The organism is Streptomyces sp. NBC_00400 (assembly GCF_036048035.1).
In the GTDB taxonomy this organism is placed as follows: domain Bacteria; phylum Actinomycetota; class Actinomycetes; order Streptomycetales; family Streptomycetaceae; genus Streptomyces.
Window position 1 is genome coordinate 4,997,910 of sequence record NZ_CP107940.1, and the last position, 22,243, is coordinate 5,020,152.

Annotated in this window: 23 protein-coding genes; 7 read left to right on the forward strand and 16 right to left on the reverse strand. The window is 69.7% G+C overall.

Features of this window, described 5'->3' with window-relative positions; all coding sequences use genetic code 11:
* Nucleotides 1-82: 82 nt before the first annotated feature.
* Entirely contained in the window at nt 83-700 is a 618-nt protein-coding gene (locus OHS81_RS21980; RefSeq protein WP_328386389.1) for a hypothetical protein, read from the reverse strand.
* Entirely contained in the window at nt 697-1,128 is a 432-nt protein-coding gene (locus OHS81_RS21985) for an SseB family protein (protein ID WP_328386390.1), read from the reverse strand. The genes OHS81_RS21980 and OHS81_RS21985 overlap by 4 nt, the downstream gene beginning before the upstream one ends.
* A 355-nt stretch (nt 1,129-1,483) precedes the next feature.
* On the opposite strand from OHS81_RS21985, the gene OHS81_RS21990 reads away from it, so the two are divergent.
* Complete coding sequence (locus OHS81_RS21990; RefSeq protein ID WP_328386391.1) at nt 1,484-2,260, forward strand: response regulator transcription factor; 777 nt, start codon at nt 1,484-1,486, stop codon at nt 2,258-2,260.
* A gap of 11 nt (nt 2,261-2,271) precedes the next feature.
* Here OHS81_RS21990 and OHS81_RS21995 read toward each other — a convergent pair whose 3' ends face one another.
* Nucleotides 2,272-2,580, reverse strand: a complete 309-nt coding sequence (locus OHS81_RS21995; protein WP_328386392.1) for a hypothetical protein — start codon at nt 2,578-2,580, stop codon at nt 2,272-2,274.
* Nucleotides 2,581-2,610: 30 nt separating this feature from the next.
* Complete coding sequence (locus tag OHS81_RS22000; protein ID WP_328386393.1) at nt 2,611-4,281, reverse strand: sodium:solute symporter family protein; 1,671 nt, start codon at nt 4,279-4,281, stop codon at nt 2,611-2,613.
* A 268-nt stretch (nt 4,282-4,549) separates the two neighbouring features.
* Here OHS81_RS22000 and galT point away from each other — a divergent pair, with 268 nt between their 5' ends.
* From galT to OHS81_RS22020, 4 genes are all read left to right on the forward strand, one after another.
* Nucleotides 4,550-5,623, forward strand: coding sequence for a galactose-1-phosphate uridylyltransferase (gene galT / locus OHS81_RS22005; protein ID WP_328386394.1), 1,074 nt, complete (start codon nt 4,550-4,552; stop codon nt 5,621-5,623).
* Nucleotides 5,620-6,612, forward strand: coding sequence for a UDP-glucose 4-epimerase GalE (galE, locus tag OHS81_RS22010; RefSeq protein ID WP_328386395.1), 993 nt, complete (start codon nt 5,620-5,622; stop codon nt 6,610-6,612). Before galT ends, galE begins: the two co-directional genes overlap by 4 nt.
* Nucleotides 6,612-7,814, forward strand: a complete 1,203-nt coding sequence (gene galK, locus OHS81_RS22015; RefSeq protein ID WP_328386396.1) for a galactokinase — start codon at nt 6,612-6,614, stop codon at nt 7,812-7,814. The genes galE and galK overlap by 1 nt, the downstream gene beginning before the upstream one ends.
* A gap of 270 nt (nt 7,815-8,084) precedes the next feature.
* Nucleotides 8,085-8,855, forward strand: a complete 771-nt coding sequence (locus OHS81_RS22020; RefSeq protein WP_328386397.1) for a response regulator transcription factor — start codon at nt 8,085-8,087, stop codon at nt 8,853-8,855.
* Nucleotides 8,856-8,994: 139 nt separating this feature from the next.
* On the opposite strand, the gene OHS81_RS22025 is transcribed toward OHS81_RS22020, so the two are convergent.
* From OHS81_RS22025 to OHS81_RS22035, 3 genes are all read right to left on the reverse strand, one after another.
* Complete coding sequence (locus OHS81_RS22025; protein ID WP_328386398.1) at nt 8,995-11,064, reverse strand: beta-galactosidase; 2,070 nt, start codon at nt 11,062-11,064, stop codon at nt 8,995-8,997.
* An 83-nt stretch (nt 11,065-11,147) separates the two neighbouring features.
* On the reverse strand, nt 11,148-11,942 hold the full coding sequence (locus OHS81_RS22030) for an SDR family NAD(P)-dependent oxidoreductase (protein WP_328386399.1): 795 nt from the start codon (nt 11,940-11,942) through the stop codon (nt 11,148-11,150).
* A gap of 163 nt (nt 11,943-12,105) precedes the next feature.
* Nucleotides 12,106-12,603, reverse strand: a complete 498-nt coding sequence (locus OHS81_RS22035) for a MarR family winged helix-turn-helix transcriptional regulator (RefSeq protein ID WP_328386400.1) — start codon at nt 12,601-12,603, stop codon at nt 12,106-12,108.
* Between the two features lie 165 nt (nt 12,604-12,768).
* Here OHS81_RS22035 and OHS81_RS22040 point away from each other — a divergent pair, with 165 nt between their 5' ends.
* Together OHS81_RS22040 and OHS81_RS22045 are read left to right on the forward strand one after the other, a co-directional pair.
* Nucleotides 12,769-13,593, forward strand: coding sequence for a trans-aconitate 2-methyltransferase (locus OHS81_RS22040; protein WP_328386401.1), 825 nt, complete (start codon nt 12,769-12,771; stop codon nt 13,591-13,593).
* A 66-nt stretch (nt 13,594-13,659) separates the two neighbouring features.
* Nucleotides 13,660-14,049, forward strand: coding sequence for a VOC family protein (locus OHS81_RS22045; RefSeq protein WP_328386402.1), 390 nt, complete (start codon nt 13,660-13,662; stop codon nt 14,047-14,049).
* Here OHS81_RS22045 and OHS81_RS22050 read toward each other — a convergent pair.
* The 9 genes from OHS81_RS22050 to OHS81_RS22090 form a co-directional block, all read right to left on the reverse strand.
* Nucleotides 14,024-14,635: a hypothetical protein gene (locus OHS81_RS22050; RefSeq protein ID WP_328386403.1), complete on the reverse strand. Its 612-nt coding sequence runs from the start codon at nt 14,633-14,635 to the stop codon at nt 14,024-14,026. The genes OHS81_RS22045 and OHS81_RS22050 overlap by 26 nt on opposite strands.
* Before the next feature lie 111 nt (nt 14,636-14,746).
* Nucleotides 14,747-15,379 (reverse strand): hypothetical protein, encoded by a 633-nt coding sequence (locus OHS81_RS22055; RefSeq protein ID WP_328386404.1) that lies wholly within the window; start codon nt 15,377-15,379, stop codon nt 14,747-14,749.
* Between the two features lie 16 nt (nt 15,380-15,395).
* On the reverse strand, nt 15,396-16,442 hold the full coding sequence (locus OHS81_RS22060) for a hypothetical protein (RefSeq protein WP_328386405.1): 1,047 nt from the start codon (nt 16,440-16,442) through the stop codon (nt 15,396-15,398).
* A gap of 110 nt (nt 16,443-16,552) precedes the next feature.
* Nucleotides 16,553-17,803 carry a putative T7SS-secreted protein gene (locus OHS81_RS22065; protein ID WP_328386406.1) on the reverse strand — a complete coding sequence of 417 codons (1,251 nt, stop codon included), beginning with the start codon at nt 17,801-17,803 and terminating at the stop codon, nt 16,553-16,555.
* A gap of 65 nt (nt 17,804-17,868) precedes the next feature.
* Nucleotides 17,869-18,159 carry a WXG100 family type VII secretion target gene (locus OHS81_RS22070; RefSeq protein WP_238573352.1) on the reverse strand — a complete coding sequence of 97 codons (291 nt, stop codon included), beginning with the start codon at nt 18,157-18,159 and terminating at the stop codon, nt 17,869-17,871.
* 301 nt (nt 18,160-18,460) lie between these two features.
* Complete coding sequence (locus OHS81_RS22075; protein ID WP_328386407.1) at nt 18,461-19,102, reverse strand: hypothetical protein; 642 nt, start codon at nt 19,100-19,102, stop codon at nt 18,461-18,463.
* A 200-nt stretch (nt 19,103-19,302) separates the two neighbouring features.
* Nucleotides 19,303-19,941, reverse strand: coding sequence for a hypothetical protein (locus OHS81_RS22080; RefSeq protein ID WP_328386408.1), 639 nt, complete (start codon nt 19,939-19,941; stop codon nt 19,303-19,305).
* 236 nt (nt 19,942-20,177) lie between these two features.
* Nucleotides 20,178-20,864: a TetR/AcrR family transcriptional regulator gene (locus tag OHS81_RS22085; protein WP_328386409.1), complete on the reverse strand. Its 687-nt coding sequence runs from the start codon at nt 20,862-20,864 to the stop codon at nt 20,178-20,180.
* Between the two features lie 22 nt (nt 20,865-20,886).
* A complete protein-coding gene (locus tag OHS81_RS22090; RefSeq protein ID WP_328386410.1) occupies nt 20,887-21,897 on the reverse strand; it encodes an acyl-CoA desaturase in 1,011 nt (336 codons plus the stop codon).
* Nucleotides 21,898-22,243: the final 346 nt, after the last annotated feature.

The window sequence follows — 22,243 nt, forward strand, 5'->3', positions numbered from 1 at the left end:
TGCAGCAGCGGATGTGCAGCAGTCGACGTGCGATGACCGACATGCAGTGGTCGATGTGCAGTAGTGGTTGTGCGACGGAGGTTCAGGATCCGTCGTGGTCGTCGGCCTGCGCCTGGCTGTCGCGGGACCTTTTCAGTGGCCGCAAGGCCCAGTTGTGGTCCACGTCGCCGGCCCACTTGGACGTCCTGAAGTCCTCGCCCGTCTGGTTCGCTGCTTGCTCGACTTCCTGAAACGCCTTGAGGGACCTGGCCGAGGTGGGGTCATAGTCCGCGTCGTCGAACTGGGTGATCGCGTTGTCGTCGCGGACCTGCTTCCACGTCCGATGCTTCAGCTGTTCCTCCGTCATGGTCGGGTCCCCCATCAGCAAGGCATTCGCCCCGACCTTCAGCGTCGTCGAAACGTACTGCTCCTGCTCGTGATAAAGCCCGGCCGTCAGATCAAGACGGCGCGCGAATTCGTTGGCCTCATGGATGAGCAGGCGAACACCCCAGCCCCAGCGTTCACAGTACGAATCGAATACGGAACTCACACCGGCGTGTCCGCTCTCCATACCGGAGAGAGCCAGCTTGTCGAATCCCTGGCCGAGTTGGGCGCTGGTGTCGAAGCCCAGTTCCTTCAGTTCCGCGATCGCGTCATGGATGCCCTTGGTGACCTGCTTCAGGGCAGCCGGATCGAGCTCGTAGCCCTCGGCGGATGTCATGCCGCACCCCCGGCCAGGGGCGCACCGAGTCCGCTTCCGGCTTGGCCCGGCTCGGCGAGATCGACCGCTACGGAGTCCGGGACGATGCCGCTGACCGGCGGAAACACCATCACCTGCGCACTGCCCGCGTCCAGCACCACGCCCGCCGGGCCCTCGATGGCGGGGATGACGACATCCAGAAGACGCGCACCGACCGCGCGGACGTAGGGCAGCTCGGTCTCGGGGCCGGCGCCCCGCGACGCGGCGAAGTGGGCCAGTTCCTCCTCGTCGGAGAAGGCATACAACCAACGGATACCGGTCAACTCGGCCGACATGAGGGAGTCGTTGACAAGCGGCACCAATACCGACGTCCGGCGCAACTCACCCACCAGGGCGGCCGGATTCGGATGTCCTGCATGAGCTGCCGCTACTTCGTCGGCCAATGACATGACGGATTTCTCCCTCCCCCGATTTCCGCTCAACTGCCGAACCTACTTTCGCATACGGCAGTGACAGTGCCGGTGCCGGCAAAGGCACTTCGGTGGAAACCGGCCGCTGGTTCCTTTTGGCTTCAACAAGGTTGAGTGTCTTGCACCCGGTTCCTGTGCCCCGTCCAGCGCGGCGAGCCGACGGCTCGCCCGCCCCCCAACAGCAGCAACCAGCCCAGATTGGCCGGGATTCCAGCATTCCGGGGGCTTCTTCCCGGTAGGGGGCGCGTGATCGCAGCCGAGCGTGTAGCTTCCCGGGGACGAGCGGCCCGGCAGGGGTCGCGCCGGGGCCCGCCGGAGTGGAGGGGGTTGCTCGATGGGCGTGCGGCTCATGGTGGTGGACGATCACCGTCTGCTCGCGGAGGCGCTGGCGTCGGCGCTGAAGCTGCGCGGGCACCGCGTCCTGGCGGCGGCCGCGCCGAGCGCCGGGGCCGCGGAGCTGGTGGTGAGCCGGGCGCCCGAGGTGTGCCTGCTGGGGACCGCCGCCCCGGCCCGTCCCGGCGCCTTCGACCCGGTCGTACGGATCAAGAAGGAGCGGCCGCAGGTCGCGGTGGTGGTGCTGGGGCCGGTTCCCAGTCCGCGCGGGATCGCCGCCGCTTTTGCCGCCGGTGCCTCCGGTTACGTCCGTAACGACGAGCGGATCGAAGGTGTGGAGCGCGCCATGATGAAGGCGCGGGCGGGGGAGGCGGCGGTGGCGCCGCAGTTGCTGCAGCAGGCCTTCGAGGAGTTGCTGCATCCCGCGGCGCAGCCGGACGACGAGGGGGCGCGGCTGCTGGAGCTGCTCACCCCGCGCGAGGTCGAGGTCTTGATGCGGGTCGCGGACGGTGAGGACACCCGGCTGATCGCGGCGGGGATGGACATCGCGCCGAGTACGGCGCGGACGCATGTGCAGCGGGTGCTGATGAAGCTGGAGGTGGGGTCACGGCTGGAGGCCGCGGCCCTGGCGGCGCGCACCGGGCTGCTGGACCGGGCGGCGGGCGGGCGTGCCGCGCGCGCCGCGGCGGAGACGGAGAGCCCTGCGGGGACGGGTGCGGGGGCAGGTGCGGTTACTGCGACGGGCCCGGCTGATTCGCCCCCGGCCCCGCCGCACTAACCCCCGTCCCCTCACCCCTGGTCGTCCCCGTCCTCCCTCCCCGCCACCAGTTCCTCGGCCGTCGGCGGCACGGCCGGCCGCAGCTTCAGCCAGATGAGGAAGAAGAGGCCGAGGGCGAGCATGCCCGCGCCCGTCCACAGGTTGATGTTGATGTCCTGGGCCTTCTTGAGGTCCGCGTCCGAGGCCGTCAGGCCGGCGATGGTGACGATCACCCCGTAGACGACGAACAGGCCGCCGATGATGCGCCGTACGTCGAAGAGCCGCGCGGCGGTCGCCGACTCGCGCTCCAGCTCCTCGACCTCGTGCTGGTAGTCACTCATGGTGGGTCAACTCCGCTGGTTCAGGCAGGTTCAGAACGAGAACGGGATGTAGCAGACGGCGGCGAGGACGAGCGCGCCCCAGCCCAGCAGGGCCGGCTTGCGGTACCACGCGTCGTCGCCCTCGGCCGGCAGTTCCTCCATGCCGGGAGACCGGGAGCCGTAGACCAGGCCCGCCAGCGACTCGGCCGGCTTGGGCTTGGTGACCAGGGTGACGAGCACCATCACCAGCGCGCCGACGACGAACGCCACGATCGAGGAGACGAAGTTGGCGCCCTGCTCGGAGGGGATCGCGATGATGCCCTGCTTGTAGAGCCCGAAGTAGTTGACCATCGCGGCGACCGTGCCGGACAGCAGGCCCCAGAAGCCGGCCGCTGCGCTGGTCCGCTTCCAGAACATGCCGATGATGAAGACGACGAACAGGGGCACGTTGAAGAAGGAGAACAGCGTCTGCAGGTAGTTCATGATGTTGCTGAAGGACGAGGCGATGAAGGCCGTGCCCATGCCGATCAGCACGCCGACCGCGGTGACCACACGTCCGGTCTTCAGGTAGTAGCGGTCCTCGCGGCCCTTCTTGAGGTACGCCGCCCAGATGTCGTTGGTGAAGACCGTGTTGAAGGACGAGACGTTGGCGGCCATGCCCGCCATGAACGCCGCCAGCAGACCGGTCACCGCGATGCCCAGCACGCCGTTGGGCAGCAGGTCCCGCATCAGCACCGGGATCGCGTCGTTGTACTGCAGCCCGTCCTTGGACTTGCCCAGCGTCGGCTCCATGACCAGCGCGATCAGGCCGGGGACGACCACCACCAGCGGTATGAAGATCTTGGGGAAGGCGGCGATCAGCGGGGTGCGCTTGGCGGCGGAGAGGTTCTTCGCGGACAGCGCGCGCTGCACCTCGGCGAAGTTGGTCGTCCAGTAGCCGAAGCTCATGACGAAGCCGAGGCCGAGGACGATGGTGAGCCAGTTCGCGCCGAGCGGGTTGGCCTCGCCGATGCCGGTGCCCTTCCAGGCCGTCAGGAACGCGTCGCCGTGTGAGGAGTCGAGCGAGCTGGTCAGGCCGTCCCAGCCGCCGACCCGCTTGAGGCCGACGATGGTCAGCGGGATCAGCGCGGCGAGGATGACGAAGAACTGCAGCACCTCGTTGTAGATCGCCGAGGACAGGCCGCCGATGGTGATGTACGCCAGGACGAAGACACCGGCGACGACGATCGCGACCCACTGCGGCCAGCCCAGCAGCGCCTGCAGCACGATCGCCATGGCGTAGAGGTTCACGCCGGCGATCAGTACGGACGAGACGGCGAAGATGACCGAACTGAGCAGGTGCGAGGAGGGCCCGAAGCGGTGCAGCAGGAATTCGGGCACCGAGCGGACCTTGGAGCCGTAGTAGAACGGCATCATCACCAGGCCGAGGAAGACCATCGCCGGGATGGCGCCGATCCAGTACCAGTGCACGGTGTAGGCCCCGTACTGCGCACCGTTGGCGGCCATACCGAGGATCTCGGTGGCGCCGAGGTTGGCGGCGACGAAGGCGAGGCCGGTGACCCAGGCAGGCAGCGACCGCCCGGAGAGGAAGAAGTCCAGGCTCGTCTTCACGCTGCGTTTGGCCGCGAATCCGATGCCGAGGACGACGACGAAGTAGATGGCCAGGATCGTGTAATCGAGCCCGTTGGTGGGGAGCCGTAGCCCCTCGGCCAGGGTGATCATGGGCGACTCATTTCGCGGGTCGGGAGCGCGGCCCCCGGAGGACACATCGTTGTGTGAGCGGAACGCACAAAAAGCTACGCGCGGTCCTCGGGAAACTGAATACTTTTGTTTGGTTCAGTTGCGCTTTCGTGATCGGGGTGGCTGGTATGCCCGGAATGTTCGGCCGGGCTTCAGCCCGGATCCGCCCGCAGTCCCCACGTTGACGCAACTGTTTAGTTGTGCTTCATTGTGTTTGTTTGTGTTTGGTCAGAGGGTGAGGAGCGCCCCCGTGAAGAAGACGTCGACCCGGCTGGCGGACGGCAGGGAGCTCATCTACTACGACGCGCGTGACGACGTCGTACGCGATGCGGTCGACCGGCGTCCCCTCGACCCCGTGGCCACCGCCTCCCAGGTCCGTCACGACCGGCTCCTCGGCGACCACGTCGCCATCGCCTCGCACCGCCAGGCCCGCACCTACCACCCCCCGGCCGACGAGTGCCCGCTGTGCCCCTCCCGCGAAGGCCGCTTCTCCGAGATCCCCGCCGCCGACTACGACGTCGCCGTCTTCGAGAACCGCTTCCCGTCCCTCGCCGGCGACAGCGGCCGCTGCGAGGTCGTCTGCTTCACCTCCGACCACGACGCCTCCTTCGCCGACCTCACCGAGGAGCAGGCCGCCCTGGTCCTGGAGGCGTGGACCGACCGCACCGGGGAGCTCTCCCAGCTCCCCGGTGTGGAGCAGGTCTTCTGCTTCGAGAACCGCGGCGCCGAGATCGGCGTCACCCTCGGCCACCCGCACGGCCAGATCTACGCGTACCCCTTCGTCACCCCGCGCACCGAGCGGATGCTCACCTCGCTCGCCGCGCACCGCGCGGCCACCGCGGGCGGCAACCTCTTCGACGAGGTGGTCGCGGGCGAGCTCGCCGACGGCCGCCGGATCGTCCTCGACGGCGAGCACTGGGTGGCGTTCGTCCCGTACGCCGCCCACTGGCCCTACGAGGTGCACCTCTACCCCAAGCGCCGGGTCCCCGACCTGCTCGCCCTCGACGACGCCGCGCGCACCGAGTTCCCACAGGTCTACCTGGAAGTCTTGCGGCGCTTCGACCGGATCTTCGACACGGGGACGAGCCCGGGACCCCGGGCGCCCGGCGCCGCCCGCACGCCGTACATCGCCGCCTGGCACCAGGCGCCGCTGCGTGCCGAGAGCCGGGAGGAATTCGCACTCCACCTCGAGCTTTTCACCATCCGCCGCACTTCCGGCAAGCTGAAGTTTCTCGCGGGTTCCGAATCCGGCATGAATGTGTTCATCAATGATGTGCCGCCGGAGGCCGCGGCCGAGCGACTGCGAGAGGTAGCGAGCAAGTGAGCAAGAAGTACCTGGTCACAGGCGGTGCGGGATACGTCGGAAGCGTCGTTGCGACGCATCTGCTGCAGGCCGGTCACGAGGTGACCGTGCTGGACGACCTGTCCACCGGCCATCGCGAGGGCATCCCCGGCGGTGCCCGCTTCATCGAGGGCCGCATCCAGGACGCCGCCAAGTGGCTCGACCCCTCCTATGACGCGGTGCTGCACTTCGCCGCCTTCTCCCAGGTCGGCGAGTCCGTCGTGGACCCCGAGAAGTACTGGCGCAACAACGTCGGCGGCACCATGGACCTGCTCGCCGCGATGCGCGGCGCCGGTGTCCGTACCCTCGTCTTCTCCTCCACCGCCGCCACCTACGGCGAGCCCGCGTCCACCCCGATCACCGAGTCCGCCGAGACCGCGCCCACCAGCCCGTACGGCGCCAGCAAGCTCGCTGTCGACCACATGATCAGCGGGGAGGCGGCGGCCCACGGCCTGGCCGCGGTCTCGCTGCGCTACTTCAACGTCGCCGGCGCCTACGGCAGCTGCGGTGAGCGCCACGACCCCGAGTCGCACCTCATCCCGCTCGTCCTCCAGGTCGCCCAGGGCAAGCGCGAGGCGATCTCCGTCTTCGGCGACGACTACCCCACCCCCGACGGCACCTGCGTACGCGACTACATCCATGTCGCCGACCTCGCCGAGGCCCACCTCCTCGCCCTCGACGTGGCCGGCCCCGGCGAACACCTGATCTGCAACCTCGGCAACGGCAACGGCTTCTCCGTCCGCGAGGTCATCGAGACCGTCCGCAAGGTCACCGGGCACCCCATCCCCGAGATCGCCGCCCCGCGCCGCGGCGGCGACCCCGCCGTGCTGGTGGCCTCCGCCCACGCCGCCATCGACCGCCTCGGCTGGCGCCCCAGCCGCGCCGACCTCGCCGGAATCGTCACCGACGCCTGGCAGTTCGCCCAGCACCTCGACCGGGAAAACCACCACAACTCACCACAGGGGACCTGATGACCGCTCACGGAGCCGCCGACCCGGCCACCGAGCGCCCGCACGGCGCTCAGCACACCGCGGCGGAATTCGCCGCGGTGTACGGCGCCGCCCCCACGGGCACCTGGGCGGCGCCCGGCCGGGTCAACCTGATCGGTGAACACACCGATTACAACGACGGCTTCGTGATGCCGCTCGCCCTCCCGCACACCACCCTCGCCGCCGCCTCGGCCCGCACCGACGGGGTGCTGCGGCTGCACTCCGGCGGCGCCGACGGCGGCATCGTCGAACTGCGCATCGACGCACTGCGCCCCGAACCCGACCCCCAAGCAGGTTGGGCCGCGTACCCGGCCGGTGTCGTCTGGGCGATGCGGGAGGCCGGCCTGCCGGTCGGGGGCGCGGACCTGCACTACGACAGCACGGTGCCCACCGGCGCCGGGCTCTCCTCCTCCGCCGCCCTGGAGGTCGTCACCGCGCTCGCCCTCAATGGTCTCTACGCGCTCGGCCAGGAGCCGCAGCAACTGGCCCGGCTCGCCCAGCGGGCCGAGAACGCCTTCGTCGGCGTGCCCTGCGGGATCATGGACCAGACCGCCGCGGCCTGCTGCACCGCGGGCCATGCCCTCTTCCTCGACACCCGCGCACTCACCCGCCGCCAGATCCCGTTCGACCTGGCGGGGGAGGGGCTGCGGCTCCTCGTCGTGGACACCCGGGTGAAGCACGAGCTGGGGGACGGCGCATATGCCGAGCGGCGCGCCGGTTGTGAGCGTGGCGCGCGGGCGCTCGGCGTGCGAGCCCTGCGCGATGTGCCGTACGCGCATCTGCCCGAGGCCTTGGCCGGGCTGGCCGACGACCCCGTCACCCAGGCCCTCGTCCGGCACATCGTCACCGAGAACCACCGGGTCGAAGAGGTCGTCGCACTGCTCGATGCGGGCCGCACCCGTGCCATCGGCCCGCTGCTGACGACCGGCCACGCCTCGCTGCGCGACGACTTCAAGATCTCCTGCCGGGAACTCGACCTCGCCGTCGACACCGCCAACGCCGCGGGTGCCCTCGGGGCCCGGATGACCGGCGGCGGCTTCGGCGGCTCGGCGATCGTGCTCGTGGAGGAGGCCGACGCCCCCGCCGTCGGCGCGGCGGTCACCGAGGCCTTCGCGGCGGCCGGCCATGCCGCCCCGCGGATCTTCGAGGCCGTCCCGAGCGCGGGAGCACACCGCGTCGAGTAGGGCGTGCCGGGCGGCGCGCGGCCACCGGGCGGGCGCCGAACGGCCCGGGTGGAGGGGCAGTTTCGTCAATCACCTTCCCTTGCCGCAACCCGTCCGTACGCTGGGACCCTGCACCGGTGGGGGCCGGTGCCGATCAGGGGGCGAGACCGTTCGGGTACGGCGCCCGGGGTGGGGTAGTCCTGTCGGCACGGCGGCGGCCGTGCGGCTGAGGCGATCTTCAATCCGGGCGTCGTGCCCGCTATGGTCCGTTCACCGAGACAGGGGGTCTCTGTGCAACGCATCCGGGTTCTGGTGGTCGACGACCACCGCATCTTCGCCGAATCCCTGGCGGCCGCGCTCGCCGCGGAACAGGACGTGGACGTAGCGGCCGCGGGCAGCGCCCCCGCGGCGCTGCGCAATCTGGACCGGGCGGTCACCGACGGCCGCCGGTTCGACGTGCTGCTCGCCGACGCCGACCTCGCCGCGCCGCTGCTCGCGGTGCCCGCGCAGGGGGCGCCGCGCGACGCGGTGCCGCGCGCCGTGCCGCGGGACGGCATCGCGCTGGTCTCCGGCCTGCGCACCAGCCATCCGTATCTGCGCACCGTCGTCCTCGCCGACCGTGACGACCCGCGCCGCGCGGCCGCCGCGCTGCAGGCCGGCGCCGCCGGCTGGGTCGCCAAGGACTGCTCGCTCTCCCGGCTGCTCGCCGTCATCCGCGGCGTGCTCCGCGACGAGACGCATCTGCCGCCCGCGCTGCTGACCGGTGTGCTGCGGGAGCTGACGGCGGCCCGCAAGCACCGCTCCGAGAGCGAACGGCTGGTGGAGTCGCTGACCCCGCGCGAGCGCGAGGTGCTGCGCTGCATGGTGGCGGGCCTGGGCCGCAAGGCGGTCGCCGAGCGGCTGTTCCTCTCGCCGCACACGGTCCGTACCCATATGCAGAACGTGCTCGGCAAGCTCGGGGTGCACTCCACCCTCGCGGCGGTCGCGCTGGCCCGCCGGGCCGGGGTCGGCCCGGTCGAACTGGAGGCGGCGGCCGCGGCGGCGTCGGTGCCGGTGCCGTGAGGGGCTGAGGGCCCTGGAGCCTCGTGGGCGCAGGGGGCGGGCGGTCGATGGGGTGCGCCGGTCTTGAGGCCCCGCGAGCGCGCCGCGCGCGGGCGCGGGAGCGCCGCTCGCGCGCAGGACCGCCGCCCTGCGCGCCGCCCTACGCGCCGGGCTCGGTCAGCACGGCCACGCCCCGGGGCTCCAGCCTGACCCGGTCGACGGCCCCGGAACCGGCCCCGGCCCCGCCCGCGCCCTCGCCCGCCCCGTCCGCCGCCGCCAGCACCTCCCGCATCGGCCCCGGCAGCACGGCCTCCACGGCCTCGGCCCCGTGGTTGAGCAGGAAGAGATACCGCCCGCCGGCGCCCTCGCGGACGGTGGCCTGGACGCCCCCCGGCAGCCCCGGCAGTACGGGCGTGACCCCGGCCGCCGCCCGTACGCCGTCCAGCAGGGCCCGCATCGGCGCCGCGTCGAGCCGGGTGCCCACGTACCAGACCGTGCCCCGCCCGTAGGCGTGCCGGGTCACCGCGGGCCGCCCGGCGAGGTCCCCGTCCGTGAAGCGGGCGAGCGCCTCGGCCCCTTCGAGGCCGATGGCCTCCGACCACAGATCCGCCCGCCCCGTAAGGGCTCCCCCAAGCTCTCCACTCCGGTCGAGCAGGGAGGTACCCCCACCGCCGACCGCCACCGACCGGCCCTCGTCCAGCGGCCAGAACTCCTCCACCCGCAGCCCCAGCAGCTCCCGCAGCGCCCCCGGATATCCGCCGGGGTGCACCCGGTCGTGCGCGTCGACGATCCCGGAGAAGAACGACACCAGCAGGTGCCCGCCGTCCCGCACATAGGCGGTCAGCCGCGCGGCGTCGTCCGCGGTGAGCAGATACAGATTGGGCGCCACGACCAGCCGGTAGCCGGACAGGTCACGCTGCGGCGGGATCACATCGCAGGCCACGCCCGCCTCGAACAGCGGCCGGTAATGATCCAGCGCGATCCGGGAGTGGTCCAGCGCGGATGACGGCTTGGAGTCCAGCTCCAGCGCCCACCAGCTGTGCCAGTCCGCCAGCAGCGCCACCGAGGCCCGTGACCGGGTCCCCTCGATGCCGGGCAGCGACGCCAGCTCCCGCCCCAGATCCGCCACTTCGCGGAAGATACGGGTGCCGGTCCCGCCGTGCGGCAGCATCGCCGAGTGGAACTTCTCCGCGCCGCCCAGCGACTGCCGCCACTGGAAGTACAGCACCGCGTCCGCGCCCTGCGCGACGGCCTGCCAGCTCCACAGCCGCATCGCGCCGGGCGGCTTGGGGCCGTTGCGGGGCCGCCAGTTGACCGCGCCCGGTGCCTGCTCCAGCAGCATCCAGGGCTGCCCGGAGCGCGCCGAGCGCATCAGGTCGAAGACATAGCCGGCCCGGAGGTGGTCCTCGGGTGCGTACGGGTCCTGGTAGAAGTCCAGCGCCATCGCGTCCATATGGGCGGACCAGGCGAACGCGTCGACGGGCTTGTGCTGCGGCATCAGATTGGTGGTGACCGGAATTGCGGGGGTCAGGCGCTCCAGCACCGCCTTTTCGGCCAGATAGCAGGCGCGCAGGGCCGCGTCGCCGAAGCGCAGGTAGTCCAGCTGCTGGGCGGGGTTGGGGAAGGTGGGCGCGGTGCGGGGCGGCAGCACCTCGTCGAAGTCGCCGTAGGCCTGCGACCAGAAGGCCGTCGACCAGGCGGCGTTGAGCGCGTCGATGTCCCCGTAGCGTGCGCGCAGCCAGCGCCGGAAGTCGTCGGCCGACACCTCGCAGTAGCACTGGCGGGTGTGGCACCCGTATTCGTTGCCGACGTGCCACAGGGCCAGCGCCGGGTGGCCGGCGTAGCGGGCGGCGAGTTGTTCGACCAGGCGCAGGGCGTGTGCCCGGTAGACGGGGCTGGAGGGGCAGTAGTGCTGCCGCGCGCCGGGCCAGCGGCGCCGGCCGTCGGCGTCCTCGGGCAGGATCTCGGGGTGTGCGTGGGAGAGCCACGGCGGGGGCGAGGCGGTCATGGTGGCCAGGCAGACGGCGATCCCGGCGCCCGCCAGCCCGTCCATGACACGGTCGAACCAGCCGAAGTCCCAGGCCCCGGGCCGGGGTTCGACCCTGGCCCAGGAGAAGATCCCCGCGGTGACCATGGTGACACGGGCCGCCTTCATCAGCTTCAGATCCTCGGCCCACACCTCCTCGGGCCACTGCTCGGGGTTGTAGTCGCCGCCGAAATGGATGCCCATGGATCCCCCTACGGGTCGAACGGATCCCCCTACGGATCGACGCCCTGGCGGGGGCGCCGCGGCCCGCCGTCACCGGAACCGGCTCACGAAGAGTTCTTGTACACGCTCCAGCCCCCGTCGACGACGAGGCTCGCGCCCGTGACGAAGGACGCCTCGGGGGAGAGCAGGAAGGCGATGGCGGCGGCGACCTCCTCGGGCCGCCCCAGCCGCCGCGCCGCCGTCTGCGCGGCGCTGGCCCGCCGCTCCTCCTCGCTGACACCGTCCCAGGCCGCCGTCAGCACGGGGCCCGGCAGCACGCTGTTGACCCGGACCTCCGGCCCGTATTCGACGGCCAGTTGACGCCCCAGCCCGGTCAGCCCGGCCTTGGCCGCGGCGTACGCGGGCCGCCCCGGCAGCCCGATCAGCGCATGCACCGACGAGGTCAGCACCACCGCGCCACGGCGCGTCCGCAGATCGTCCAGGGCGGCGCGCACACCGAGGAAGGAGCCGGTGAGATTGACCGCGAGCTGCCGGTCCCAGTCCGTGAGCGGGGTCTGTCCCGCGGACGCCACATACGGCAGAAAGGCGTTGCTGACCAGCGCGTCCACCGGTCCGTAGCGCCGCCGGGCCGCCTCGACCGCCCGCCGCCAGCCGTCCTCGTCCGCCACATCGCAGTGCTCGTACGAGGCATGGCCGCCGGCCGCCCGGATCCGCCGCGCGGTGTGTTCGCCGCGCGCGTCGTCGATGTCCAGCAGCAGCACGCCGGCCCCCTCGGCCGCCAGCCGGTCGGCGGTGGCCGCCCCGATCCCGGCGGCGGCACCGGTCACCAGGACCGTACGGCCCTCGAACCGCTTGCCGTACGGGCCGTTCGCCGGGTGCGGTGCGCGCTGCTGGCTCATGGCGCGATCCAAGCCCACGGGACGAGCGGCGGGCAAGGGGACGGGGGAGGAGAGGGAGGAGCAGAGGGGCGCGTGCAGATTCAGGGGGCGCACGTGAGTCGCATGCGCGCCACCAAAAAATGCGGTGTGCGCCGGGCTCTGTGCACGCGGGTCCCGCCCTGGCCTACCCCGGGATGTTGTCGAACGGTCCGGTCAACCGCCGCAGCAGACCGGCCAGTTCGCCGCGCTGCTGGCGGGAGAGCTCGGCGAGGATCGCGCGCTCCTGTATCAGCAGCCCGGCCAGCGACTGGTCGGCCTTGTCGCGGCCCTCGGCCGTCAGCCTGACCAGCACTCCGCGCCGGTCGTTCGGGTCGGGCAGGCGCTCGACCAGGTTCTTCTTGGCGAGCCGGTCGATGCGGTTGGTCATCGTCCCCGAGGTGACCAGGGTCTGGGTCAGCAGCGCCCCGGGGGAGAGCTGATACGGCGCCCCGGCGCGCCGCAGCGCGGTGAGTACGTCGAATTCCCAGGGCTCCAGACCCACCTCGGAAAAGGCGATACGGCGGGCCCGGTCAAGGTGTCTGGCCAGCCTGGAGACACGGCTGAGGACCTCAAGTGGTTCCACGTCGAGGTCCGGGCGCTCGCGGCGCCAAGCTGCGACCAGTCGATCGACCTCGTCCTCCATGACGATCAGTGTAGAGGGTCTGTCGACATGAAGTCTCTTGACGTCGAGATATATTTCGCTGGACTATGGGGCATCGTCGGCGGGGGCTCGGTTTCCAGCCGAGACGGCCCGAATCCGACCGTGCCAGCCTTGTATCAGCCCTGCATCGGCAAAGGGGTTTCGCTCATGCACGACGCACCCATCTGGGATCCGCAGCAATACCTTCGCCACTCCGGGCACCGTACCCGCCCCTTCCACGACCTTCTCGCCCGGATACCCGGCCTGCCCCGGCAGGACCGCCCCGCCCGCATCGCCGACCTCGGCTGCGGTCCCGGAAACGTCACCGCCGTGCTTGCCGCACGCTGGCCCGACTCCCACATCACCGGATACGACAACTCCCCGGAGATGCTGAAGGAAGCCGAGGCCCACGCCGGCCCCACCGCGGGCGGCGGCCACCTCGACTTCGCCCCCGCCGACGCCGCGGACTGGGCCCCCGAGGAGACCTACGACCTGATCGTGTCCAACGCGGCGCTGCAGTGGGTCCCCAACCACCCGTATTCCTTCGCCCGTTGGATCGATGCCCTCGTCCCCGGCGGCACGTTCGCCTTCCAGGTCCCCGGCAACTTCACCTCGCCCAGCCACGCCCTCCTCGGCGAACTGTGCGACGCCCCCCAATGGCGCGAACGGCTCACCCCGCACGGCCGCCGCTTCGTCCACATCCTCGAACCGGCCGATTACCTGGAGCGCCTTACCGACCTGGGCTGTGCCACCGACGTATGGGAAACCACCTACGTCCAACTCCTGAAGGGCGACGACCCCGTCCTCGACTGGGTCAAGGGCACCGCCCTGCGCCCCGTCCTGACCGCCCTGGAGAACGACCCGCCCGCCCGCGAGGCCTTCCTCGCCGAATACCGCGACGCCCTCCGCAAGGCCTACCCCACCGGCCCGCACGGCACCGTCTTCCCTTTCCGCCGCATCTTCGCCGTCGCCCGGAAGCCGGCGGCCGGCTGATACCGGCGGATGCCCCTGATGTCTGTCTGTCACGCTCCGACTCATCCCCTCAGAGGCGCATACGTCGTGATCACCGGCCTCGACCACATCCAGCTCGCCGCACCCCCCGGTACCGAAGACGCCCTGCGCGCCTACTACGCGGACCTCCTCGGCATGACGGAGGCCCCCAAACCGCCGGCGCTCGCGGCCCGCGGAGGATGCTGGTTCGAGGCCGGTACGGCCCGGCTCCACCTGGGCATCGAGGCGGACTTCCGCCCCTCGAAGAAAGCCCACCCCGGCATCCGCGTCCACGGCATCGACGCCCTCGCCGCCCGCCTCTCCGCCGCCGGAGTCACCGTCACCTGGGACGACCACCTGCCGGGCCACCGGCGTTTCTACTCGGCCGACCCGGTGGGCAACCGGCTGGAATTCCTGGAGCCGGTGGGAGCGGTTACGGAATGGGATCCTTGTGGGTGAGCGTTCCGGGAAACAGCGCCAGGAATTCCTTGTCCTGGGGGACCATCAACGTCCCCCAGGAGCCGTCGGCGAAACCGAACTGGAACTCCTTCCGCCCGCCGGCGCGGTGACGCGTCCAGGCCAGGGCGGTAGGGGGAAAGCAGGCGCCCGACTCGACCGCGCGGCCGGTCTCTGACCGCCGGATGTTCTGCACGTACACAAAACGCAGCTGACGTTCGGTGAGCGCGACAAAGGTGATGACGCCGGTCTCCGCATGCGGCTGACCGGCCGCCAGCCACTGGCCCGCCAGGCTGTCCCAGGTGCCGAAGAAACGCCCGTTCTTCTTCTGCCGCTTCACCCGGGCCGCGGGGTCGCCGGTGGCCTTGACCGGCCCGGGTTTCGGGTCGGTGAGCGTCGCGGTGTCAAAAAGAAAGGAGAGGAAGCCGCGCCGCCGGTCTCCCGGCCTGCTGTGCCCGACCAGCACCTTCGGCTGCCGGTCGGGAGGCACATCGGCATCGTCCTCCCGGCGGTCGGACAGCGCGCGGCCGACCTCGAAGGCCCCCACCAACTGCTCATTCGCGGGCAGCACGGAGGTGATGCTTGCCATCAGGCCGGGCTCCATGACGTGGGCGCTTCCTTTCGGGGGTGGGGTGTGTTGTTTCGGGGCGGCGGGGCGCTGAACGCTGGGTGGCAGTCCCGCGGCTCCGCGATTGCAGGGCTACGGGATGGGATCCCGCTTGCCGAGGGTGTGCGGGAAGTACTTCGCGCATTCGTCTGTGCCGGGGCCGAACAGCGTCCCCCACGAGCCATCGGCGAAACCCAGCTGCACGTCGTGGTCGTGGGCGCCGGTCAGACGGGTCCAGGAAAGGCAGTACCGGCGGAAAACCGGACCCGGTTCGATCGCCTCGTCCAGTTTCCCGTTCCAGCGGTTGTACTGCGCGTACACGAAGTGGAAATTTCCTTCGGTGAGCGCGACCGCGGTAACGACACCCACCTTGGTCCGCGGCTGAGCTGCCGCCAGCCACTGGCCGGCCAAGCTGTCCCAGCCGCCGAAGAACGACTTTTTCCGCTTCTGCGCCTTCGCCCTCTTGGCAGGATCCGTCACCCTGTCGAACTGACCGGGCGACGAAAAATCGGCGGTCAGGAACCGGAAGACGAATTCGCCGAACTTACCCAGGAAATCGCCAGAACTGGACCGGCTGTCGGCCAGTACCCGGGGCCGTCGCTTGTCCGGCACATCGCAGCCGCCCGTACCGGTGGCGCATGGCGAGCGCGACGTGGTGAAACCGCCCAGGTACACCTCGCCCACGGGCAGTACGGCGGGGATTTTCTGCTCCAGATCGGCCCGCAAGTGTTCTCAGCTCCTCTTAGCCGAACAGGGAATCGGCAGGGGCCGAGGCACGGGTGCACGGTGAGGTCACCTCGGCGGTAAACCGGCCGGTGCCGGTGTCCACCGAGGCCGTGAGCGCATGACCCACCGACCGCTCGGGCGCCTCGTCCCCGGCCCGAAGGCTGGCCCGTTCTCCGGTGACCTCGCCGTCCTTCCGCCATCCTTGCGACGCGAAGCACTCGACCACCCGCGGCAGCGCGCGGCTGAGATCGCCGTTCGTCACCTCGCCGATGTACCAACTGTGCCGGGCTGAACAAGCGGACCGCAGACCCTTGTCCCAGCACTCGGGGCAGGTGAGGGAGGCGACGTCTCCGCCGCCCATGCTGCCCTGCAGTGCCACGGCATCCATCAGTCGGCTGGAGTGCCAATACAGCTCCTGCTTCACCCCGTCCGCCGGCTCGACCGTGGCCGGGGCGCTCTGCCGCATGGCCCGATAGTCCTCGACCTCTTGGTCGGTACCCCAGTCGATGGTCTTGAGGATCTCGGCGAAGAGCTCGGAGTGCAGGTCCCAGCCCTCCGGTGACGGGGAAGCGAGCTCAAAGATCAGCATCTCTGCGGTGTCCGGCAACGGTATGAACACCTGTATCTCGGATTGCGAGATCAGCTCTTCCCGGCCCGTGGGTGACGCCTCCGCTGCCATGACGAACCCTGAGCCACCGACTCGGGTGAGAGCGGGGCCGCACGGAAGCTCCACCGTCTGGAATTCGTCGTCGGGGTGCTTGCGCTCCAGCAATTCGCGGGTAGTGCGCAGCACGGACGCCTCGTCCTCGCTGTCGTGCTCGACCTGGCTGACGACGATCGTGGATGCCGTGGGTCGTCCTTCCACTTCCAGGAAGCACATACCCGCGTAGATGACGTTGGCTTCGGCCATCGCCTCCAACTGGGCGCCGATCCCGAGTGCGAAGCGAAACTGATCGTCCGCGGAGTGCTCGGGCATCAGGTCGGTGGCGAGCGCATGAAGGCTATCGGCCACCGCTTCCATATCGGGGGCGTCCACCGGAAGTTCCCGGATGAACTCCGGCATGATCCAGCCGATGCGCAACTGCCCCGCCCGACGGGCCGGTGGCGGTGCCGCTACGGCAGATTCACCGATGCTTGGTTCTGCTTGTGACATTCGTGCGCTTCTCCCGTCGCTCAGGCCGCGAGTGTCTGATGGAACTTGCTTCCCGAGGCGGCCTGGGACTCGCCACCGGGGTGCTGAGCGGTGCCGTGGAGGAACGAGCCTGCCTTCGTGGCGAGCTGAATGCCGTGAATGGTGCCGTCCGAGAGCTCCTTTCCGACCGCCCCCAGCCCCTTGTTCATCCACTTCATGCTGAGTGGCTTCGCAAGACCCTCGCGGATCGCGCCGGGTGTCTCACGTGCGATCGCCTTGACGTTGCCGAGGCCCTTGACGGCACCACCGATCTTTGTCGTCAGCTTTGCCGCGGCGCCGGCCTCCTTGAAGCCCGCTCCCGCCGCCTTGAACACGCCGCCGACTCCGGGGATGACCCCCAAGGCGTCCAGTCCGATCTTCCAGCCCGGCGTGCCGTTGCCGCGCGCCATGCCCATCCAGTGCCCCGCCATGGCACCGGCTGCGCAGACGGCGGAGGCGCCGCCCAGGAGAGCGGATGCCGCCTGGCCGACCACAGGAATCACATTGACCGCCAGGGCGGCGGCCGCGAGACCGGCGGAGATGGTGGAGAGCGTGTCCGCGTGCTCCACCAGCCAGTCCTTGAACCCCCGCCACGCGCCCTTCAGGCCGTCGATCGCCTTGTTCCACCAGTGGAGGTCCGGCGGGTGGTTCTCCGAGGCCTTGAGGATCGCGCGTTCGGCCTCGCCTGCGCGGTCCTTCCACTGGGCGTAGATGCGCTCGGCCTCGCGGACGAGGTCGTCCAGCTTGTCCTGGGAGTTGTCGATCTTGTGCGTGGCCGTGTCGATGTCGGCGATGAGCTGCTTGAACCCGGGGTCCTCCGCATCCACAGTCATCAGGTTGAGGTCGTCGTACCGCTTTTTCAGCCGGTCGTAGTGCTCTCGGTTGGCCGTCACGTCCTTGCGGGTCGCCGCGGCCTCCGTCTCGATCTTTTCGGCCTTGTGCTGGAATCCCTGCAGGTGGGTGTGCCAGCCCCGCAAAGCCTTTGCGCAGTCGTGCATGGATTCGCTGCCCTGGTGAAGGTACTTGGGCAGTTCGCCGAGCTTCTTCGCGAAGTTCTGCGCCGCTTCACCTTCCCATGCGCCGTCGCTCTTACCGATCGACTTGAGCATATGGTCGAGTTCGTCGAGCTGGTCGCCGACGGACTTCACATCCGAAGCGAGTGCCTGGATCTGGTCCAGATCTCCCTTGGCCGGATTGAACTTGACGCCGGGCCAGGCCGAGTCGTCTTCGATGAATATGCTGCGCCAGGACATGCGTCTCCCCGTGTGAACAAACTTTTCTTCGGTATCGCGTAGAGTTGATCAGGCAGCGCCGGTGGTTACTTCTTGCCCATCATCTTGGCGTTCTCTTCTTCGCCTGCCTTGTAGGCGTCCAGCGTCAGTTTGAGCTTCTCGTGGATCTCCTTCGCGGCACCCGAGATCCGCTTGATGCCGTCACCCCACTGATCCTGGAACTCGTCACAGGCATCGTCGAGACCATCGGTGCCCAGAGTCTTCGGGCCCACCTTGTTGAGCCGCTGCTGCGCATCCCGCATGCGGTCGTCCGCATCCGCGAGCTTCTTGAGCATCGCCTGGATGCGCTCGACATCGATTTTGAAGTCTGTCGCCACGGCGCGATTCCCCCATCGCTCGGCTAATTCTTGGGTGCGACGATCCCTGATCGGCACATTTGCTCACCGTACCGTGACCGCCCGACGGGGTGAAAGCGCAGGGCTAAAGGAGGGGTAATGTGCAGCGAGGTGGCATGGCAAAGATGCATGAAGAAATAAACTGTGGGTTATGCCGGATATGTCGCCAGATTTCGAATGCCCGCATGGGGGCGGGCTGCGTGGCGGCACTCCGTGAAAAGCTGCCCGTGGAAAGCCGCATGGCGGCGCTCCGTGAAAGGGAGAGCGGCGCCCGGCCCCGGTACTACGCGCCGTACAGCGCGGCCTGCGCATAGATGAGGTTCACATCCAGTAGTCCGGTATCTGCGCGGTATCGGCCGGACTTGAAGTCGAGGGCGGGCTTCCGCGGCCCGTCGCCGGCTCGCGTGCGCCAGTGGGCGCGGCGGGGCTTGCCCCAAAGCCACCAGCTCGAATGCGTATCGCCGTTGAGGAGATCCAGCAACGCAAGAATGACCCAGAAGGGCGAGAGTGCCCAGTAGGCGATCCAGCCGCGGATATTCCCCTTATAGGCGGTCACGCTGCACTGCCTGCCTGCGTCCTCTATGCGCCACGCCTGACGGATTCCTCGGGGGGAACGTTCGTGGGTCACCTGACCGATGAACCGGCCGTACCCGTCATGCACTGCATAGACGGTCTGCTGGGCAGCAGCGCCGGCCTGAGGGGCGATGGTGCACAGGGTATGTGCAGGCTCTGCCGCGGTCGTCAGCGTGAAGGCCGGCTGTTGCTCGGAACTGGTGAGGTGGTGATGAACCCGGGCCAGCGTCGGACCGGGGGCAATCTTCCCGGTCCGTCCCGGGTGCAGGATCCCCCATGCCGCACACCCCGGCAACGCGGAGAACTCCGTCGCAGCGTCGTTCCGTGTGATGCCGAACGTGACCTCGGACATTGCTCGCTCCGTAATTCCTGCTTCGATTCGCCTCGTCCCGCGGAAGTCTCACCCTCGGGTACCCGGGGGATGGCTGTCCCACGTTTCCTCGTGGGCGCGGCATCTGGCGGCGGCCCACCAGAGTGCCAGACGACGGTCAACGGAGGGAGTTTCGCTGGGCCCAGAGCCGTCGCAGCACGCCCTTCGGTGCTCTATCGGCGCTACGCGCCGTACAGCACGGCCTGCGCATAGAGGAGATGGACATTCAGCAGGCCGGGGTCTGCACGGTATCGGCCCGTGTTGAAGTCGAGAGCGGCCCTCTTCGCTCCGCCGCCGGTCTGCATGCGCCAGCGGGCACGGTGGGGCTTGCTCCACACTGAACGGCCCGGATGCAGGTCGCCGTTGAGAAGGTGGATCAGCGCCAGAACGAGCCAGAACGGCGAGACCGCCCAATAGGCGATCCAGCCGCGGACATTCCCCTTGTAGGCGACCGCGCCGCACTGCTTGACCGTGTCCTCGATGCGCCATGCCTGGCGAATGCCCAGCGGGGAACGCTCACGGACGATCCGGCCGATGAGGTGGCCGGTTCCGTCATGCACCGCATAAGCGGTCCCCGATCCGGCGGCGCCGGCCTCGGGGGCGACGGTGCACAGGGTGTGGGCGGGCTCCGCCGGCGAGGTGAGGGTGAAGGCCGCCTCACGGTCGTCACTGCCGCCCCGGCGGTGCACCCGGGCCAGCGGTGATTCGGCGGCAATCCGTCCATTCCCCGTTTGGAGAGCCCCCCATGCCTCGTGCACGGGTAGCGCGGTGAATTGCTGCGCGAACTCTGCCCGGGAAAGGCAGAAGGTTATTTCGGTCATTCGGCTTGCTGCTCCAGCTCCGGAGCGCCTCGTCCGCAAAGGTCCAACCCTCGCGTACCCGGATGACCGTCTGACGGTTCCTGGTGAGGCGCGGTACGTGACGACGGCCGCCCAGTGTGTCAGACGATGATCACCAGGGGACGCCGCGACCGGCGACTCCCGACCCGCGACTCCCCGCCGGGCGACTCCCGGCCCGAGGAGCCCTGCCCCCGAGCCCCGCCGTCCCCTCCCGCCCCTCAGTTCTTCCGGTGCCCTATCAACCGCGGCTTCGCCTCCAGGTTGCCCAGGCCGTGCCAGGCCAGGTTCACCAGATGGGCCGCCACCTCGGCCTTCTTCGGCTTGCGGGTGTCCACCCACCACTGGCCGGTCAGCGCGACCATGCCGACCAGGGCCTGGGCGTAGAGCGGGGCCAGCTTCGGGTCAAAGCCGCGGGCCTTGAATTCCAGGCCCAGGATGTCCTCGACCTGGGTGGCGATATCGCTGATGAGGGAGGCGAAGGTGCCCGTGGACTGGGCCACCGGGGAATCGCGGACCAGGATGCGGAAGCCGTCGGTGAAGGTCTCGATGTAATCGAGCAGCGCGAACGCCGCCTGTTCGAGGAGTTCGCGGGGGTGGCCGGCGGTCAGTGCGCCGGTCACCATGTCCAGCAGCTGCCGCATCTCGCGGTCCACGACCACCGCGTACAGGCCTTCCTTTCCCCCGAAGTGCTCGTAGACCACCGGCTTGGAGACCCCGGCCTTCGCCGCGATCTCCTCCACCGAGGTGCCCTCGTAGCCCCGCTCGGCAAAGAGCGTGCGACCGATGTCCAGCAGCTGCTCCCGGCGCTCGGCACCGGTCATCCGGACCCGGCGGGCCCGCCGCGTGCCCGCGGCCGGGGAGGGCTTGCCCTTGCTGTTGCTCGCGCTGCTGCTGTCGATCGCCACCCGTCAATCATGCCTTCCCCGCCTACCGCCGGGACGTACCCCCGGCGGCCGGCTCCGCGCGTCGGGCGTCGATACGGGACGCGTCCGGCCACCGGACGTCATACGCCCAGCCCGCCTTCTCGAACCAGCGGATCAGCCGGGCGCTGGAGTCCAGCTGCCCCTTCATCACCCCGTGCCGGGCACAGGTGGGGTCCGCGTGGTGCAGGTTGTGCCAGGACTCACCGCAGGACAGGACGGCCAGCCACCAGACGTTGCCCGACCGGTCGCGGGACTTGAAGGGGCGCTTGCCCACCGCGTGGCAGATGGAGTTGATCGACCAGGTGACGTGGTGCAGCAGCGCGACGCGGACCAGGGAACCCCAGAAGAACGCGGTCAGCGCGCCCTGCCAGGACCAGGTCGCCAGACCGCCCACCAGCGGCGGGACCATCAGCGACACCGTCGTCCACAGGACGAACTGGCGGGAGACCGTACGGATCGCCTCGTCCCTGATCAGGTCCGGTGCGTACTTCTGCTGCGGCGTCTGCTCCTCGTCGAACATCCAGCCGATGTGCGCCCACCACAGGCCCTTCATCAGGGCCGGCACCGTCTCGCCGAAGCGCCACGGGGAGTGCGGGTCGCCCTCGGCGTCGGAGAACTTGTGGTGCTTGCGGTGGTCCGCGACCCAGCGCACCAGCGGCCCCTCGACGGCCAGCGAGCCCATGATCGCGAGCGCGATCCGCAGGGGCCGCTTCGCCTTGAACGAACCGTGCGTGAAGTAGCGGTGGAAGCCGATCGTGATGCCGTGGCAGCCGATGTAGTACATCGCCACCATCAGCCCCAGATCCAGCCAGCTCACCCCCCAGCCCCAGGCCAGCGGGACCGCGGCGACCAGCGCCACGAACGGGACGGTGATGAAGAGCAGCAGCGTGATCTGCTCGATCGACCTGCGCTGCTCGCCACCCAGCGTCGCGGACGACGACGGAGCTGCGGCTGAACCGGCGGAGGAATCGGCAGGAATCGGGGGATCTTCTACGGCTTCAGGACCAGCGGTCATGGTGTCCCTCGTCGGGGGCTCGGGGGCTCGGGGGCACGGCTACGGCTACGGAACCGTAACCTACGGTCTCGTAAGTATGGCAGTGCCACCGTCACGGGCAAGGCCGTGACAGGCGCCACACCTACCCCCTGTGACGCATCTGCCCACCCAGCGGACGGTGTGATCTGCTGACGCTGGGCAGACCTATCCTGGGGACGTCGGACAGCGCGGTCCGCAACCCGCCCGCATCAGACCTGCACACCCGTCGCCCGCCGGCACCTCTCCCATGAGCCGCGGTACGACGCCCCTGATCGCTGCAAGGAGCCGCACCTGTGAGCAGTGCCGACAACACTCCAGCCGAGATCGC

Excerpts from the sequence above, each read along its gene's own strand:
- OHS81_RS22040 (WP_328386401.1), top strand. The coding sequence starts at position 12,769 with ATGCACGACGCACCCATCTGGGATCCGCAGCAATACCTTCGCCACTCC.
- galK (WP_328386396.1), top strand. The coding sequence starts at position 6,612 with ATGACCGCTCACGGAGCCGCCGACCCGGCCACCGAGCGCCCGCACGGC.
- OHS81_RS22080 (WP_328386408.1), bottom strand. The coding sequence starts at position 19,941 with ATGACCGAAATAACCTTCTGCCTTTCCCGGGCAGAGTTCGCGCAGCAA.
- OHS81_RS22065 (WP_328386406.1), bottom strand. The coding sequence starts at position 17,803 with ATGTCCTGGCGCAGCATATTCATCGAAGACGACTCGGCCTGGCCCGGC.
- OHS81_RS21995 (WP_328386392.1), bottom strand. The coding sequence starts at position 2,580 with ATGAGTGACTACCAGCACGAGGTCGAGGAGCTGGAGCGCGAGTCGGCG.
- OHS81_RS22025 (WP_328386398.1), bottom strand. The coding sequence starts at position 11,064 with ATGGGCATCCATTTCGGCGGCGACTACAACCCCGAGCAGTGGCCCGAG.
- OHS81_RS21980 (WP_328386389.1), bottom strand. The coding sequence starts at position 700 with ATGACATCCGCCGAGGGCTACGAGCTCGATCCGGCTGCCCTGAAGCAG.
- OHS81_RS21990 (WP_328386391.1), top strand. The coding sequence starts at position 1,484 with ATGGGCGTGCGGCTCATGGTGGTGGACGATCACCGTCTGCTCGCGGAG.
- OHS81_RS22035 (WP_328386400.1), bottom strand. The coding sequence starts at position 12,603 with ATGGAGGACGAGGTCGATCGACTGGTCGCAGCTTGGCGCCGCGAGCGC.
- OHS81_RS21985 (WP_328386390.1), bottom strand. The coding sequence starts at position 1,128 with ATGTCATTGGCCGACGAAGTAGCGGCAGCTCATGCAGGACATCCGAAT.
- OHS81_RS22050 (WP_328386403.1), bottom strand. The coding sequence starts at position 14,635 with ATGGCAAGCATCACCTCCGTGCTGCCCGCGAATGAGCAGTTGGTGGGG.
- OHS81_RS22030 (WP_328386399.1), bottom strand. The coding sequence starts at position 11,942 with ATGAGCCAGCAGCGCGCACCGCACCCGGCGAACGGCCCGTACGGCAAG.
- OHS81_RS22000 (WP_328386393.1), bottom strand. The coding sequence starts at position 4,281 with ATGATCACCCTGGCCGAGGGGCTACGGCTCCCCACCAACGGGCTCGAT.
- OHS81_RS22075 (WP_328386407.1), bottom strand. The coding sequence starts at position 19,102 with ATGTCCGAGGTCACGTTCGGCATCACACGGAACGACGCTGCGACGGAG.
- OHS81_RS22060 (WP_328386405.1), bottom strand. The coding sequence starts at position 16,442 with ATGCCGGAGTTCATCCGGGAACTTCCGGTGGACGCCCCCGATATGGAA.
- OHS81_RS22090 (WP_328386410.1), bottom strand. The coding sequence starts at position 21,897 with ATGACCGCTGGTCCTGAAGCCGTAGAAGATCCCCCGATTCCTGCCGAT.